Annotated in this window: 15 protein-coding genes; 11 read left to right on the top strand and 4 right to left on the bottom strand. The window is 38.0% G+C overall.

Going from position 1 to position 15565, the window contains the following annotated elements; all coding sequences use genetic code 11:
* The first annotated feature begins 183 nt into the window (after nucleotides 1-183).
* The 6 genes from cysS (at nucleotide 184) to hdrA (ending at nucleotide 8595) form a co-directional block, all read left to right on the top strand.
* Nucleotides 184-1569, top strand: a complete 1386-nt coding sequence (cysS, locus tag J2756_RS02320) for a cysteine--tRNA ligase (RefSeq protein ID WP_209582044.1) — start codon at nucleotides 184-186, stop codon at nucleotides 1567-1569.
* A gap of 294 nt (nucleotides 1570-1863) precedes the next feature.
* Complete coding sequence (locus J2756_RS02315; RefSeq protein WP_209582041.1) at nucleotides 1864-3213, top strand: GMC family oxidoreductase N-terminal domain-containing protein; 1350 nt, start codon at nucleotides 1864-1866, stop codon at nucleotides 3211-3213.
* A gap of 136 nt (nucleotides 3214-3349) precedes the next feature.
* Nucleotides 3350-4366, top strand: coding sequence for a ThiF family adenylyltransferase (locus tag J2756_RS02310; protein WP_209582038.1), 1017 nt, complete (start codon nucleotides 3350-3352; stop codon nucleotides 4364-4366).
* Nucleotides 4363-4986, top strand: coding sequence for a ferredoxin:CoB-CoM heterodisulfide reductase subunit HdrC (gene hdrC / locus J2756_RS02305; RefSeq protein ID WP_209582033.1), 624 nt, complete (start codon nucleotides 4363-4365; stop codon nucleotides 4984-4986). The genes J2756_RS02310 and hdrC overlap by 4 nt, the downstream gene beginning before the upstream one ends.
* A 140-nt stretch (nucleotides 4987-5126) precedes the next feature.
* Nucleotides 5127-6074 carry a ferredoxin:CoB-CoM heterodisulfide reductase subunit HdrB gene (gene hdrB, locus J2756_RS02300; protein ID WP_209582030.1) on the top strand — a complete coding sequence of 316 codons (948 nt, stop codon included), beginning with the start codon at nucleotides 5127-5129 and terminating at the stop codon, nucleotides 6072-6074.
* A gap of 169 nt (nucleotides 6075-6243) precedes the next feature.
* Nucleotides 6244-8595: a ferredoxin:CoB-CoM heterodisulfide reductase subunit HdrA gene (gene hdrA / locus J2756_RS02295; protein ID WP_209582029.1), complete on the top strand. Its 2352-nt coding sequence runs from the start codon at nucleotides 6244-6246 to the stop codon at nucleotides 8593-8595.
* 265 nt (nucleotides 8596-8860) lie between these two features.
* On the opposite strand, the gene J2756_RS02290 is transcribed toward hdrA, so the two are convergent.
* A complete protein-coding gene (locus J2756_RS02290; RefSeq protein WP_209582026.1) occupies nucleotides 8861-9685 on the bottom strand; it encodes a hypothetical protein in 825 nt (274 codons plus the stop codon).
* Between the two features lie 183 nt (nucleotides 9686-9868).
* On the opposite strand from J2756_RS02290, the gene J2756_RS02285 reads away from it, so the two are divergent.
* The gene (locus J2756_RS02285) at nucleotides 9869-10636 is read left to right on the top strand and encodes a hypothetical protein (RefSeq protein ID WP_209582024.1); all 768 of its coding nucleotides are present in this window, start codon (nucleotides 9869-9871) and stop codon (nucleotides 10634-10636) included.
* Between the two features lie 135 nt (nucleotides 10637-10771).
* Here J2756_RS02285 and J2756_RS02280 read toward each other — a convergent pair whose 3' ends face one another.
* The 3 genes from J2756_RS02280 to J2756_RS02270 all read right to left on the bottom strand — a co-directional run bounded on the left by J2756_RS02280 (nucleotide 10772) and on the right by J2756_RS02270 (nucleotide 12662).
* Complete coding sequence (locus J2756_RS02280) at nucleotides 10772-11671, bottom strand: ABC transporter substrate-binding protein (protein ID WP_209582021.1); 900 nt, start codon at nucleotides 11669-11671, stop codon at nucleotides 10772-10774.
* 326 nt (nucleotides 11672-11997) lie between these two features.
* The gene (locus J2756_RS02275) at nucleotides 11998-12297 is read right to left on the bottom strand and encodes a hypothetical protein (RefSeq protein ID WP_209582017.1); all 300 of its coding nucleotides are present in this window, start codon (nucleotides 12295-12297) and stop codon (nucleotides 11998-12000) included.
* 89 nt (nucleotides 12298-12386) lie between these two features.
* Nucleotides 12387-12662, bottom strand: a complete 276-nt coding sequence (locus J2756_RS02270) for a MoaD family protein (RefSeq protein WP_209582013.1) — start codon at nucleotides 12660-12662, stop codon at nucleotides 12387-12389.
* A 321-nt stretch (nucleotides 12663-12983) separates the two neighbouring features.
* On the opposite strand from J2756_RS02270, the gene J2756_RS11685 reads away from it, so the two are divergent.
* The 4 genes from J2756_RS11685 to cysE all read left to right on the top strand — a co-directional run bounded on the left by J2756_RS11685 (nucleotide 12984) and on the right by cysE (nucleotide 15349).
* A complete protein-coding gene (locus J2756_RS11685) occupies nucleotides 12984-13187 on the top strand; it encodes a NifB/NifX family molybdenum-iron cluster-binding protein (RefSeq protein WP_342593087.1) in 204 nt (67 codons plus the stop codon).
* Nucleotides 13166-13390 carry a NifB/NifX family molybdenum-iron cluster-binding protein gene (locus tag J2756_RS02260; protein WP_209582010.1) on the top strand — a complete coding sequence of 75 codons (225 nt, stop codon included), beginning with the start codon at nucleotides 13166-13168 and terminating at the stop codon, nucleotides 13388-13390. The genes J2756_RS11685 and J2756_RS02260 overlap by 22 nt, the downstream gene beginning before the upstream one ends.
* A 146-nt stretch (nucleotides 13391-13536) precedes the next feature.
* A complete protein-coding gene (cysK, locus tag J2756_RS02255; protein ID WP_209582007.1) occupies nucleotides 13537-14517 on the top strand; it encodes a cysteine synthase A in 981 nt (326 codons plus the stop codon).
* Between the two features lie 118 nt (nucleotides 14518-14635).
* Nucleotides 14636-15349 carry a serine O-acetyltransferase gene (cysE, locus tag J2756_RS02250; RefSeq protein ID WP_209582004.1) on the top strand — a complete coding sequence of 238 codons (714 nt, stop codon included), beginning with the start codon at nucleotides 14636-14638 and terminating at the stop codon, nucleotides 15347-15349.
* Nucleotides 15350-15565: the final 216 nt, after the last annotated feature.

Below are 15565 nucleotides of genomic sequence, written 5' to 3'. Positions count from 1 at the left end.
TTTTTTATGTATATTGAATTACTGAATCAGATACATCAAAAAAGGATTTAATGGAAATCCAGTTTGATGAATGTGGTTAATATAAAATTTGAATAAAATTAATTTAAATAAAAATTTAGAAATATATTATGAAATTAAATCAACTTATAAACTATTATAAAAATTATAGACAGGTAATGCCGTATGATAAAGATCTACAACACCATGACTCGTAAAAAGGAAATATTCGAACCTCGAAACGAAAACAGGGTAAAACTATTTGTCTGCGGGCCAACTGTTTATGATAACTCACACATAGGTCATGCAAGAACCTATATCTCCTTCGATGTGATTGCACGCTACCTGAAGTACAGGGGCTTCAGTGTTTTTTACATGCAGAACATCACAGATGTGGATGATAAAATTCTTAAAAGGGCAGAAGAAGTTGGGTCAGATCCACTGGAACTTGCAAGGGAGTTTGAAGAGAAATATCTTGAAGATATGAAGACCCTTGGAGTGGAAAACGTCAACCTCTACGCCAGGGCAACAGAACACATTCATGAAATCATAGCTCAAATAAAAACCCTCCTTGAAAAGGGATTTGCCTATGAAACCCACAAAGGTGTTTACTTCGATGAATCCATGTTTCCAGACTTTGGAAAACTTTCAAACCGCCAACTGGAAGATCTAACAGTTCACAGGATAGGTCCCGACACCGAGAAAAGAAACCCGGGTGACTTCGCACTCTGGAAAAAACGGGATGATAAAGAAGGGTTAAGCTGGAACTCACCATGGGGCCGTGGAAGGCCAGGCTGGCATATTGAAGACACTGCCATCACAGAAACCTACTTCGGACCCCAGTACGATATCCATGGTGGGGGTCTGGACCTTATATTCCCCCATCATGAAGCAGAAATTGCCCAGATGGAAGCAGCCTCTGGCCAAAAGCCAATGGTACGCTACTGGATGCACACAGGATTCCTGAATGTTAAGGGCGAAAAAATGTCCAAATCCCTTGGAAACTTCATAACTATCAAGGAACTCCTTGAACAATATGATCCCGAGGTTTTCAGGTTCTTTGTCATGTCAACCCACTACCGCAGTCCAATAGACTTCAGTGCAGAGATACTGGAACAGTCAAAGAATGGACTTGGGAGAATTTACAAGGTATTTGAAACCTTAAATGAAGTTGAAGACGAAGTTCCAGATACAAATGGTGCCGATGGAAAAAATCTTCAGAAACTTGATGAATTCAAATCTGAATTTCTGGATGCAATGGACAACGACTTCAACACACCACTGGCATTATCAACTCTATTTGAATTTATAAGGAATGTTAACAGGGAAATAAACAGTAAAACCCTCTCAAAAAAGTCCGTCACACGAATAAAAGATGTAATAATTGAATTTGGAAAGTTACTTGGGTTTAATTTCTCCAATACAAAAACAGGTGCTAATGATGTTCAAGATAGTCTCATTGATATCCTGAAGGATACAAGGGAAAAACTACGTCAAAAGAAGCAATGGGACCTTGCAGATGATATAAGGAGCCAGTTAGGAGATCTTAGCATAAACCTTGAGGATAAATGATCCCTCATTAAAAGTCTTTTATAAAAATTTTATTGTAATTTAATTCAATATTAACTTCATTAACATTTTGATAACCCTTAAGATTTTTAATATGGGGTTATTATTAATTCATTTATAAAATAAATTCGTAAATAAGTTAATTTGTATTAGTAACATTTGAATTAAATTTTAATTAATAAGAAAAATTTAATCCATTCAAAATTTTTTTTTTAATTTCACCTTGAACACAAAGCTTATATGAAAATTCTTATAACAATTGTTATTCCAGAGTTATAAATTGAAAAGTGAAAGTATATGATCTACGATGTAATAGTGGTTGGAACAGGTGCAGGCGGAGCAACTGCTGCACGAGAACTTACAAACAAAGGCTTAAATATTTTAATCCTAGAAAAAGGTTCCCAATACCCTAGGGGAACTGCAGTTAAGCATATTTTAAATTCAAAGTTATCCCTGAAAGTAGATGATGAATTAAAGGTATATGAAGAAGATGAACACTACAATTTCATGCATCAACCTGCAGAACTCATGCACATAGAAGCACTTGGGGGCACAACCCCAGTGGCCCTTGCAAATGCATGTTATGCCTGTACAAGTTGTTATGCAAATTCTGTGACAGCCCAGTTCAAGCTACACGACCTGGACCTTTTTGAGGAACTTATCGAAGCCAGTAAGGACCTCAAGGTGGGTGCACTTCCAGCTGATATGATGGGACCCTCAACCCGTAAAATCGTTGAAGTAGGTGAAAAGCTCGGACACTTCATGGAACCCATGCCCAAGTTCCTTGACTTTGAAAAATGCAACAAATGTGGAGAATGTATAAATGGGTGTAAAAGGGGCGCTAAATGGGATTCAACAGATTTTATACAAGATTTAATTGAAAAATCGGATGATTCATCAAAGAATGGTGAAACAAGATTAATAACTGATTTTAAAGTTACAAGGGTGCTTCACAAGGGCCAGGAAGTTGAAGGTGTTGAGGGATTTGATGATGCTGGAAATAAAAAAGAATTCAAAGCCAGAAGAGTTGTGCTTGCAGCAGGGGCATTAAACACACCAGTTATACTTAAGAATTCTGGTATAACAGAGGGAGTAGGTGAAGGACTTTTCACAGATATGTTCATAACTGTTGGAGGTTTCCTGAAGGATGCAAAGTTAAATAAAGAAATTCCAATGGGAGTTAAATCAGAATTCGGTCCCTACTTTATTTCTCCCCACTTTTCAACCCAGATATTACCTTCAATTAAAGGAAAAGGTTTTGATGCAAGTTACGATGATATCATTGGATTCATGGTTAAGATAGCTGATGAAGCCAATGGACGAGTGCACGATGATGGAAGTGCTGAGAAAACCCTTACAGCAAGGGATCTGAACCTCCTCAGGGAGGGATATCATAAGGCTGTTGAAATACTTCTGGAACTCGGTGTTGCCCTGGAATCAATCAGCTCAACAGCTATAAGAGGTGCACATCCTGGAGGAACAGCTGCAATAGGGGTTGTTGTTGATTCCAACCTTGAAACACGTATCACTGGATTGTACGTATCAGATGCAAGTGTAATACCTCAGGCACCTGGAAGACCACCAATACTCACAATAACGGCCATTGCAAAGAAGCTTTCAAAGAACCTATTGAAAGATATGGAATAGAGATATAAATTCCAGGAATTTAAGGAAGTATTCCCAGAGGAAACAAGATAAAATAATTTCATTGGGTTAAATCAATAATCCAGGTTTTGTTAATAAGAAATAATAAAGTTCTAACAATCTTTTTAGAGATGGAAACATGCAGAGCAGATACTCGCGACAGATAATATTACAGAATATTAAAGAAGAAGGTCAAGAAAAGCTTTTAAAGAGCAGTGTGGTTATTGTGGGGTGTGGTGCCCTTGGAACAGTTGCTGCAAACAACCTTGCACGTGCCGGAGTTGGAAAAATATTCATAATTGACAGGGATTTTGTGGAGCTCAACAACCTCCAGAGGCAGATGCTCTTTGATGAGAAGGATGTTGGAGAACCTAAAGCCGTGGCTGCCGCCAAAAAGGCCAGTGCAATAAACTCAGAAATAGAGATAATCCCAGTTATAAAGGATCTGAACCACACCAATGTTGAAGAACTTTTAAGTGGTGCGGACATTGTACTGGACGGTACAGACAATATACAGACTAGAATGCTTGTAAATGATGTTTGTGTTAAAAATGGTGTTCCATGGGTGTACACAGGTGCCATAGGAACCTCTGGAATGATGATGAAAATACTTCCAGGAAAAGCATGTCTGCGATGTCTCTACCCTGGTATTCCAAAGCCTGGATCCCTCCCAACCTGTGACACCATGGGTGTACTGAACACCATAACTGTGATCATGGGGTCAATGGAGAGCACAGAGGCTATAAAAATACTTCTGGGCAAATACAATGAAGTTGAAGATACAAAAAGTGAACTAATAGTCTACGATGGTTGGAACAACTCCTACGACAGTATAACCGTGAAGAAAAATGATAGTTGTGGCTGCTGTGTTGATGAAAGCTTTGAATATCTGGAATCTGAAGAGAGGGAAATTATAACATCACTTTGTGGAAGAAACGCCATACAGATAACTCCTGCAGATCCAAAGGAGATATTGCTTCGGGAACTAGCTTCAAAACTCGAGAAACTGGGGAAAGTTAAATGTGCAGATTTCATCATGATCTTCAAAACAGGTGAATTTGAAATATCAGTATTTAAGGATGGAAGGGCAATAGTAAAGGGTACGAATGATGAAAAAGTTGCAAGATCCATCTACGCGAGGTATATCGGTACATGAAAAAAATTCAACTTGAAAGTAAATCCGAGAGAAAAGGATCTGAAGGGCATAAAAGCCTTCCAGAAGAAGTTTTAAACAATATAAAAGCATCTCCAGACTTAGGGCTCTTTAAATGTGTTCAATGTGGAATGTGCACATCTACATGTCCTGGAGCAAGGCACACAGACTACGACCCCCGGGAAATGGTCAAAAGAGTCCTTGAAAATGATAGAGATGTTATATTTGATGATAAAATATGGAACTGCTTCTACTGTTACACCTGTCAGAGTATCTGCCCCTCTGGAAACAGTGCCTGTGAGGTGAACCAGATCCTGAGGCAGATGGCAATTAAGGAGGGATCCGGTGTTAAAAAAATAGATTCCTTTACAACCTACGGTGACAGTTTCTTTGAATTTGGAATGGGATCCATACCCAGCGCATTCTTTGACGACATGGTAAGGGATGTTGGAACTGGGTACCTTGATCTGAAGATAAACCTTGATGACATACGTTCAGATCTGGGACTTGGAAGCTACATAATGAAGGGAGAGTCCCTGAAAGAGGTTGGAGACATACTTGATGGAACACTCTTTAAGGACAGGCTTGAGGAAATAAAGAAGCATAAAAAGCAGAATAAATGAATGGTTTTATGTGTTTTAAAAGAAGAATCTATCCTAATTAAAATTTTTATTTTAAAAAATTTTTTTCCAAGAATTGAATCCAATGAACAATTAAGTCTAAATGATTTTATTTTAAAAAAATCCGTAAAGAGATGTAATAAATGAAGAAGATACCCGATAAAGAAATCCTACTCTTCAGAACCTGCCTTGTGAATGTGGAATATCCTGGTGTTGAATCCTCAACCAAGTACTTATTTGATAGAATTGGTGTGGAGTACCATGTGGATGAAAGGCAGTCATGCTGCACAGGACTTGGCCATTACTACGATCTGTTTGACCAGCTTTCAACAACAGCCCTCGCAGCTCGAAACTTTCACATAGCAGCTGATTCAGGCCATCACAACATAGCAACCATGTGTTCAACATGCTATGCAATACTCAAAAAATCAGCTAAACTCCTCAATGAAAACGATGAGGTCCGAGAAAAGATAAACGGCATCTTCCATGACGCAGGACTCCAGAAAATGGAGTATGAGAGGGGAACCGTTGATCCAAGAAACAGCATATTCCATGTTGCAGAGATCCTCTTCAACAAGAGGGAGGATATTGCACCACTTGTTAAGGTTGATTTCTCAGATCTCAAGATTGCATCCCACCATGCCTGCCACTACTGCAAGGTTCATTACAAAGACACAATTGGAGGAGTGGCGGATCCAAACCTTCTCGATGAACTTTTAAAGGCATGTGGGGTGGAAACAATTGGATGGTACGATCACAAGAGGGTTACCTGTGGTGCAGGTTTCAGGCAGAGGTTCACAAACAACGAAACATCCCTTGAAGTAACAGGAGACAAACTTCAGGCGTTACAGGACAAAGATGTTGATGTTCTCATTCACATGTGTCCCAACTGCCATATGCAGTTCGACAGGTACCAGCCAAAAATAGAGGAGAAACTAGACACGAAATTCAACATATTCCACTTGAACATAGCCCAGTTTTTAGCCCTTGCAATGGGTGCAGACCCCTACAAGGTTTTAGGTATCCAGACCCACACAGTACGAGTTGAGCCACTTCTTGATAAACTGGGAATAGAATATGGACCTCAATAAAAGCGTGGACAATGATTATTTTTAGCAATAAAAACTTTAAGAATAATCGCTACCCACAAATTTATTTTTAAAAAAGGTTTATTAAGAATTCATTAACTTAAAAAATTACTAAAAAAAATTGAAGGTCATTAAAAGTCACTAAAACAATCATTTTTTTGAAGGTTACACCATGAAGGACAATTCTCTTTCAAAAGCTTCCAAAGAAGCTCCAATCACCTCAAAGCCGCGTGTAGGTGTTTTTCTCTGCCACTGCGGTGGAAACATATCTGATAAAATAGACATGGAAAAACTCAAAGATTCATTAGATGCCACAGTCATTGAGGAATTTGAAAATCTTTGCTCAATAAACGGACGAAAACTCATAAGGGACAATATAATCCAGAACAAACTGGAAAGAGTGGTTGTGGCAGCATGCTCGCCCATAACACATGAAAAAACCTTTCAAAACTACATGACACCCCTCAATCCATATTTAATGGAGATGGCAAATTTAAGGGAGCAGTGCTCATGGGTGCACAGTGATGGGGAAAGGGCAACTGACAAGGCAATTTCTCTTGTTAATGCAGCTGTTGAAAGGGTTAAATATTCCCAGCCCCTTGACCCTGTGCTTAGGAAAACAAGAAAAAGTGCACTTGTAGTTGGTGGTGGTATATCCGGTATAACTGCTGCACTTTCACTTGCAAAACAGGGAATAAAAACCTGTATCGTTGAGGAAAAACCCACAGTTGGAGGGTCAATGGTTCAGGTGGGCAAGGTATTCTCACCTGAGAAGATGGCAGAAGAATGTGCCATGTGCCTCTTGAACCCAATAGTGAATGAGGCTGTGCAGCACAAGAACATAAAAATTCTCACAAACACCAGATTGAAGAAGGCAGAGAGGAGAGCTGGAAACTTCAACTTACTCCTTGAGAAAGAGCCAAAGGGAGTAATTGAAGACAGATGCATAAGCTGTGGAAGCTGTGCAAATGTCTGTCCAGTGAAGGTTCCAGACTCCTGGAATGAGGGAATGACCATAAGAAAAGCCATTTACAAGTCATTTCCACAGGCAGTTCCTGATATGTACACAATTGATGATGAGAACTGTAAAAAATGTGGAAAATGTCAGGAAGCATGTAGGATGGATGCAATAGATCTGCAGATGGAAACTGAGATCATACCACTCACTGTGGGTTCTGTGATCATTGCAACTGGCCACAAAACCTTCAATATGGAAAAAAGGCCTGAATACGGTTACAACAGGTACCCTGACGTTGTGACCCAGATGGAACTTGCAAGGATCATGGGTGTTAACGGACCAACCAATGGAAAACTCCAAAAACCCTCCTCTGGAGAAGTACCAGAAAGGGTTGTTATGATACAGTGTGTTGGTTCCAGGGATGAAAAACCAGATGGAAGACGTTACTGCTCCAAAGTGTGCTGCATGGTTGCAATGAAACATGCAAACATAATAAAAAGCCATTACCCAGATACTGAGGTTATAATCTGCTACACAGATATGAGAACCCCTGGAATGTACGAGAAGTACTACAAGTATGGACAGTCCAATGGAGTCAAGTTCATAAGGGGACGTCCAGGTGAAGTTGTTGATAAAAACGGCACCCTCATTGTAAGGGTTGAAGACACACTTGAAAAAACACCCCTTGAGGTTGAAACAGACCTTGTGGTCTTATCAACTGCAATGGAACCATCCCCTGGAACAGTGGAGGTTTCAGAGAAACTTAACGTGGGCTTAACAGAGGAACTCTTCGTCAAGGAGAAACATCCAAAGATGAAACCTGTGAGCACAGACATCAAGGGGATATATGTATGTGGAACTGCACAGGGACCTAAGGACATTACAGATAGTATAGTTCAGGCGAATGCTGCAAGTTCAAAGGTTTCAGAACTCATGAATGGAGGCCTGGAGTCTGAACCATTCATTGCAGAAATGGACAGATCAAAGTGCAACCTATGCGGAAAATGCAGGGATGTCTGTAAATACAAGGCAATCTACATCCCGGCAGATTCTGTACATGTTGATCCAATATCCTGCAATGGCTGTGGAGCATGCATATCAGTATGTGAAAGTGGAGCTGTATCCATCAGGGGGCAGAGTGATGAGGCCATGCTTGCAATGATCTCAGGAATGCTTGAAAATAAAAGGGAGAAAGAGGTAAGGATACTGGCATTTCTGGATGATGTTGGATACGTTTCAGCAGACAACATGGGCATAAACAAGGTTGAATGTCCAGATTCAATCAGGATCATTAAAATATCCTCAATAAACAGGTTAACACCTGAACACATTCTCCATGCATTTAAGGAAGGTGCAGACGGTATAATTCTTGGTGAATATCCAGACAATCCAATGTACCAGAAAAGTCAGGAGAAGGTTGAATTACTCAGGGATGAACTTGTTAAAAATGGGATAGATCCAAAGAGACTGGCATTCTACAAGGTTTACATACCCTACTTCAGGGGCCTTGCAAAGAAATTCAGGAACTTCGATAGGATAATAAAATGTATTGAATCAAAAACATGAATAAGTTATTAATTAGATTCAGATGATTCAAGTTCAGATAGATTCATAAACACATTTTTTTTAATGAATAAACCTTAAATTTGATTTAAAATCCCTTTTTTATATTTTTTTAGAGTTATGTACTGATATTATGAGTTTTTTTAGCCTAAAACATGAAAATAAAGAATTTATGAAATTTTCAATTATAAAAAAAATTTAGATTCTAAAAAAAAGGATTTGAAGGTGAAATTTTCATTTCACCCTTCTATCTCTATTTCTCCATATCCTACTCTGTGAAGTAGATTGCCTTTTGTCCATTCTGTCTTTTCGAGAGAATGTTCATATAAACACTTGTGAATATGGAAGGATCCGTTAGGGAAGCATTGATACCTTCTATTTCGTTTTCACTGAGTTTTGTGTAATCTAAACGGCCAGATGTGTAGGCACTCTGTAGAACCTTGTAATTTTTAAGTTCAAAGGATTTGAAGGGACTGTTAAGGTATGGGAATATCAACCCTGAAACTGCGTAGTAGTATGCAGCAAAACGGCCGTACTGTTTCCAGCACACGTAGTAATAGAGTGGGAAACCGCATCCCGGATTGATCATTGGATTTCCTGACCTTGCACTTCCATGCCAGACCATGGGTATAGGCCCCTGCTGGCCATGTGCTTGGGCTTCTTCCATTACCTCAGCCCAGGCATCATCGAAGTTATCATAATCCACACCGTTTATTCTAAACTTCCATGTGCCATCTGGAACTCCAAAGATGGCGTACTGTAAGGCCTGACCCCAGTCTATCTCAGTTTCAGGGCCTGCAGATGATACAAATCCCAGTTCAATTATGTAAACACTACCGTCCTGGTAACTCCTGTAGTTTGAAGTACCTGCATAGTGCACAACAAGGGCACAGGCGGATCCTCGGTCTGCAGCATACTTCTCAAGAAGCTGGGAATGTGGATGATCCGGATAAAAATCTGGATTTAAAAGTTTAACGAATGAAGCTCTTCCAAGTGGCTCAACAGGGCCTGTTGCAGCCACGGCATAGGAATACATTGCAATGATTGCTATGATTCCCATGACTATAAGTATGATTTCTAATGATTTTTTCATTTAACATCGCCGTTTATTTTTATTGTTTGTACATTTGAATTATTTAAGTTGTGGTTATAACTTTCTAAATTAGATTACCTATTAATAAATTGTTCATATAAATGCATCAAATTGATTAGTTAAATCATACATATTCTTATAAAAAAAATTAATGAAAATAAATTTTTAGGGGAGATTGTTGATATGAAACAGTTTTTAATAACACCTGCAGCTGGAAAACGATTGATAGCTAAGGGAATGAGCAAACATCCTTTAATTCAAAAATCTCTCGAATCTGGAAGGATAGTGATTATTGCAGGCACAAGCAATGGTTACGTTGCAGAGGAAATATTATCCAGCATCCATCAGGAAGATGGTTTTTCAAGGAAAAGATTCTTCAGGGGGATAGTAATGCCGCCTGGACAGCCCGTAACTGAAAAAGGAACCCTAAATGATGAAACTGGATTTCCAGGGGATGTAATAATTGAAGATGGTGTTTGGGAGAAGGGGGCAACTATCTTCGATGTTGCAGATGATCTAAGGCCTGGAGATGTTATATTGAAGGGTGCCAATGCATTCAACAGAGAAAAGGGACAATCTGCAGTGTACATAGGTGACACTCATGGTGGAACCATCGGTACAGCACTTCAAGCCGTTGTGGGGCGTAGAGTTAGCTTGATCCTTCCTGTTGGTGTGGAGAAACGTGTATGGACTGATCTCAATGAAATGGCCCTGAAGCTCAACAGCATTGAATCACAGGGCCCCAGGCTTCTACCTGTTCCAGGTGAGATCTTCACTGAAATTGAGGCAATTTCAACCTTAACAGGTGCAGAGGCTGATCTAATTGCAGGTGGAGGAGTCTGCGGAGCTGAAGGATCCATATGGCTGGGAGTTACAGGAATTGAAGAACAGGTTAAATCAGCAACGAAATTACTGAACTCAATTGCTTCTGAAAAACCATTTGAGCTTTGATTTCAATCAATTTGATAAAAGTTCGATGCACTGCTTCTTATTTCATACTTTCCATTTTTTTTAATTTAAAATATATTTTTTAAGTGTTTCTACTTCAGAATCTTAAAATTACCTTCAACATTGATACATGATTGATCAGTAATGTGCATTTTCCATGTGGATTTCTCTTATAAAATCCAGGTTGAAGATATCTTCCTTTTTTAAATCCTTTTCAATGTATCCTAGTTCCTTTAAAATGGGTGTAAAATCAAGTGTAGATTCAATATAATCCTCTGGAAGACTTGCACAGTAATGTGGAGATACAGTGTAGGTCTTGAGCACGAAGTCTTTATCAACAACTCCCATTTCAGATGCTGCTATTTCTGCTGCATCTTCTGGATATTCCCTTATAAAATTGGATGCATCTTCATGGGCCTTTAAGAATTTCATTATGAATTCTGGAGCTTCATCTATCGATTTTTCCTGCACAACTATTCCGTAGCTTGGATTGTTGGGCCAGAGCTTTTCTGGAGGTATCACCACCTTAGAATCAAACTGCATGGAAGCAACAGTTGCAAGGGATGGTGTCCCAACACCTGCTGCAATTTCACTGCTTATTATAGCATCTGGAATGAAATCTGCCCATGGATAGTTCTTTAGGTTTATATCAAACCCTTTTATCATGCTGCGGATGATCACATCGTGTATCGATCCACTGGAGGGTGTTCCAATATTTTTTCCCTCAAACTGTTTCAATACTTCTCTCAAATTGCCTATTTCTTTATATGATCTGTATGATCCAGGTGCAACCATCACGGTACCTTCTATGTGTCCTCCAGCAATGCATTTTATTCTCATGCCCTTTGAAATCCCTATCATAGCTGGTGGAAGACCTATGTAACCTAAATCAATCTCCCCGGACTCAAAGGCCTTCATCATGCCGGGTCCTGTTGGATACAATGTCCATTCAATATTATCTGATCCTTGGAATTTGAATTTCCCACTTTTTAGTAGGAACGAGGTGTGATAAATCGTTGATAAGTACCCAATTTTCATTTAACATCCTCCTCAATTTTCTTTTTTCATGGATAACCTACTTCTGATTTTTTGAAACTGAATTTTATTTTCATGAAAACTCCAGGTAAACAATGTAACAATAGTAATATAACAATTGTTATATTTAAATTGAACTAAAAATTTGAATCCTATCATAATGAGAAGATAGCCTTAGGATAAAAAAAAATAATGATTAAACTAAAAGGTTCAATTAATCTAAAAACCACTAAAAATTAGCATTTAACAAGATATAAACTAAAAAGAAGAATAAAATGGGATAAATTGGATTAAAAATGAGGAAAACTAGAAAATTATTTAAAACAAACTTATTTTTCTTTCCTATAGGTTACAGTGAAATATCCCTTCAATGTGGTGCCGTTTTCAAAGATTATATGTCCATCTTCAACTCCATGGCCGCAGCAGGCATATTTAACTCCAGGTAACTCGCCAATGCAAGCATCATACCCCTCAGGGCTTGGTTTTTTCCCACATTTTATGCATGGTCTTTCCGTGCGATCAAGCACTTCACAACCATCATCTTCATAGTACTCCTTAGAAAACTCTTTTTCAGGAGTTTTATCGCTGAAACAAACTTTATGACCTCTTATGTAATGATAGTTCACCACAAAACCACCAATTTTTATTTTTTTTGTTTAATAAAATCTTAAAAATCTATTTTTAAAAATTTTAGATACATAAAAGAGATTTAACGTTTTTATCCACCTGCAATCGTTTGGAACATCACGATCTGGTCGTTATCATTTAGGGGAGTTTCAAGACCCTGCAGTGATCTTACATCCTCTCCATTAACCACTACTTTAAGGTAATCTCTTATTTCTCCATTATCGTCAAAAAGAGTTTCTTTAAATCCCTTTGGATACTTTTGACATAGCAGATTAATTAATGTGGCCATATCTTTCACTCTTTCTATTTCTATGACTTTTTCTCCAGTGATATCTAAAAAACGGGTTAGAAATTTTACTTCAATCAACGTTACATCTCCATAGTGCTGTTTTTTTATCATTCTCTTGGAGAACAATAATAAGCTTTACTTTTATCTTTTAAATCTCATATTTTATTTAAAATTTTATAGCTATTATCTCTATAATTTAATTATTTAAATAAAACTTAACAATAATTTATTTTTTTAGATTCTTTGAAAAATATATAAAACCTTCCTTATAACTTTTGAACTTCAGTTACAAAAAACTCATATATATATAACTATTGTTATACTATGAATATTGAGTATTAAAATATATGTTTGTTAATCTATATGGGGTAAATTATTAAAAATATTAATTTAATTGAGGTGTTTCCAATTTCAATCAGGGTGGCAGTTGCAAGCAGTGATGGTAAGTATGTTAACCAGCATTTTGGGCATGCAGGACAGTTTTTAATATTTGATGTTGATCGTAGTGGAAACTATGAGTTTCTTGAGCTGCGTGAAAATGTTCCCTCCTGCAAAGGTGGAGAAGCAAACGAAGTTCAAGGATGGGGACATTACAACTTATAAAAGACTGTGATGCAGTTATTGTGAGCCGCATCGGTGAGGGAGCTGTAAATTTCCTTGTTTCCAATGGTATAAAACCCTTTATGATGACTGATTTTATAGATAATGCCCTTAGGGATTTAGCGGTTTTAATGGGGCAAAAGGATAAAAAGGGTTATATCCATCTCTATAAGATTTTATCTGATTTTTCAGGGCTTAATTTTTAAAGAAATGTTTTTTCAGTTTTTTTTATCCTAAAATAAACTGAAACTAGCCATACTTAACATTTATATTAAGACAACAATTAACCATTGTTATATAACGATAGTTATATAAATGTGTAAAACATATAAGAAAAAAGAAGGTGAAAGAGATGGTAAATATACCAGAACTTACAAGGGGAATAGCAAACGATATAACTGAAACAATAGGAAACACACCTTTAGTCAGGCTTAACAAACTAACAGAAGGACTTGATGCAGAAGTTTTAGTAAAACTTGAATCGTTTAACCCTGTAAGCAGCGTTAAAGATAGAATAGGTGTTGCACTTATTGAAGAAGGAGAAAAACAGGGAAAGATTAAGGAGGGCACAGTTCTAGTTGAACCTACAAGTGGTAACACAGGTATAGCACTTGCATTTGTTGCTGCAGCAAAAGGATACAGGCTCATATTAACAATGCCGGACACCATGTCCATTGAGAGAAGAAAACTCCTTGCTGTATTCGGAGCTGAGATAGTTTTAACACCAGGCGCTAACGGAATGAAAGGAGCTGTAGCTAAAGCAGCAGAACTCGTTGAAGAAATACCAAACGCCATCAGCCCACAACAGTTTGAAAACCCTGCAAACCCTGAAATACACAAAAAAACTACTGCTGAAGAAATATGGAGGGACACCGAAGGAAAGGCGGACATCCTGGTTGCTGGTACAGGAACAGGCGGTACAATAACTGGAATTGCAGAAGCTCTAAAAGAAAAAAAAGCAGAATTTAAAGCTGTGGCTGTGGAACCTGAAACATCACCAGTACTGTCAACTGGACAGGGTGGACCCCACAAAATCCAGGGTATTGGACCTGGTTTCGTGCCAGGAGTACTCAACAAAGATATAATTGACGAGATCATAACAGTTAAAGATGAAGATGCTGGAAAAACTCTGGTCAGACTTGCAAGGGAAGAAGGAATCTTTGCAGGTATCTCCTCTGGAGCTGCAACATGGGCTGCAATTGAACTTGCAAAAAGGCCTGAAAATAAAGGAAAACAAATAGTTGTAATTCTTCCAGATACTGGAGAAAGATACTTAAGTATTGATTGGGTATTTGAAGAAATATTCAAAAAAAACGAAGATGTTTTCATCTAAAGGTTCATCTAAATATTTAGTTGAACTTATATAAGGGAAGGCGCATGGATATTAATCAGGCGTTTAAACCCCATTTAATCATGTGTCTTTAATTAAAATTTTTCAGGTGATTGATAATATGTTTGATGGTTTAAAAGAAGATATAGACACTGTTTTTTTCAGAGACCCTGCAGCCAGAAGCAAAATTGAAGTTATACTCTTCTACCCTGGATTGCATGCAATTTGGTTGCACAGACTGGCCAGCTGGTTCTGGACTCGCAATCATCTCCTCTTTGGACGTTTCATATCAGCCATCAACAGATTATTAACAGGTATTGAGATACATCCCGGGGCCACAATAGGGCGAAGGGTTTTCATAGACCATGGGATGGGTGTTGTTGTTGGAGAAACAGCAGAGGTAGGTGATGACGTACTCATATACCAGGGTGTTGTTTTAGGTGGAACAAGCCTTGAAAAAAAGAAGAGACACCCCACAATTGGCAGTGGTGTTGTCATAGGTTCTGGAGCAAAGGTCATAGGAGATATAGAGGTAGGTGACTGTTCGAAGATCGGTGCAGGTTCAGTTGTATTGAAATCGGCCCCATCAGGTTCCACAATTGTTGGAATACCTGGAAGGACTGTGCCTGAAAAACGTAAATGTGCAATAGACCTTGAACATGGAACACTCCCGGATCCCGTTGCAGAAGTTATAAACCTTTTACTGCAGCGCCAGGACGAACTTGAAAGACAGATAAATGAACTGGGAATATCTGCTGATGTTCTGAAGGTAAATGGATTCATGACCAAGAAATCAGAGATGGAAGAAATATTTTCAGAGGGAGCAGGAATCTAATTTTTTTATTAATTTTAACAATTACTATTTTTCCAACTAAGCATTGAAATTTAAAAAAATTATAAAAATGAATTAAAATAAATTAAAGGCATTTTAACCTTACTAAATTCAAAAAAACCCCAAAAACTTTGTGAGTGAATTACCAATTATTCAACCCATTAAATCTTGAAAGATTCTAGTGAATGCCAAGATATAGATACTTTTAAAACAAAATTC

The sequence above is a fragment of the Methanobacterium aggregans genome (genome assembly GCF_017874455.1).
In the GTDB taxonomy this organism is placed as follows: Archaea; Methanobacteriota; Methanobacteria; order Methanobacteriales; family Methanobacteriaceae; genus Methanobacterium_C; species Methanobacterium_C aggregans.
Note: the sequence above shows the minus strand (reverse complement) of the source record. Positions and strands in the feature narration are given on the sequence as shown.

What these genes read in the sequence shown, in the direction of transcription:
- J2756_RS02280 (WP_209582021.1), bottom strand. Translation starts at nt 11,671, where the DNA reads ATGAAAATTGGGTACTTATCAACGATTTATCACACCTCGTTCCTACTA.
- cysK (WP_209582007.1), top strand. Translation starts at nt 13,537, where the DNA reads ATGGTAAATATACCAGAACTTACAAGGGGAATAGCAAACGATATAACT.
- J2756_RS02310 (WP_209582038.1), top strand. Translation starts at nt 3,350, where the DNA reads ATGCAGAGCAGATACTCGCGACAGATAATATTACAGAATATTAAAGAA.
- J2756_RS02290 (WP_209582026.1), bottom strand. Translation starts at nt 9,685, where the DNA reads ATGAAAAAATCATTAGAAATCATACTTATAGTCATGGGAATCATAGCA.
- hdrB (WP_209582030.1), top strand. Translation starts at nt 5,127, where the DNA reads ATGAAGAAGATACCCGATAAAGAAATCCTACTCTTCAGAACCTGCCTT.
- hdrA (WP_209582029.1), top strand. Translation starts at nt 6,244, where the DNA reads ATGAAGGACAATTCTCTTTCAAAAGCTTCCAAAGAAGCTCCAATCACC.
- J2756_RS02260 (WP_209582010.1), top strand. Translation starts at nt 13,166, where the DNA reads ATGGGGACATTACAACTTATAAAAGACTGTGATGCAGTTATTGTGAGC.
- J2756_RS02285 (WP_209582024.1), top strand. Translation starts at nt 9,869, where the DNA reads ATGAAACAGTTTTTAATAACACCTGCAGCTGGAAAACGATTGATAGCT.
- cysS (WP_209582044.1), top strand. Translation starts at nt 184, where the DNA reads ATGATAAAGATCTACAACACCATGACTCGTAAAAAGGAAATATTCGAA.
- hdrC (WP_209582033.1), top strand. Translation starts at nt 4,363, where the DNA reads ATGAAAAAAATTCAACTTGAAAGTAAATCCGAGAGAAAAGGATCTGAA.
- J2756_RS02315 (WP_209582041.1), top strand. Translation starts at nt 1,864, where the DNA reads ATGATCTACGATGTAATAGTGGTTGGAACAGGTGCAGGCGGAGCAACT.
- cysE (WP_209582004.1), top strand. Translation starts at nt 14,636, where the DNA reads ATGTTTGATGGTTTAAAAGAAGATATAGACACTGTTTTTTTCAGAGAC.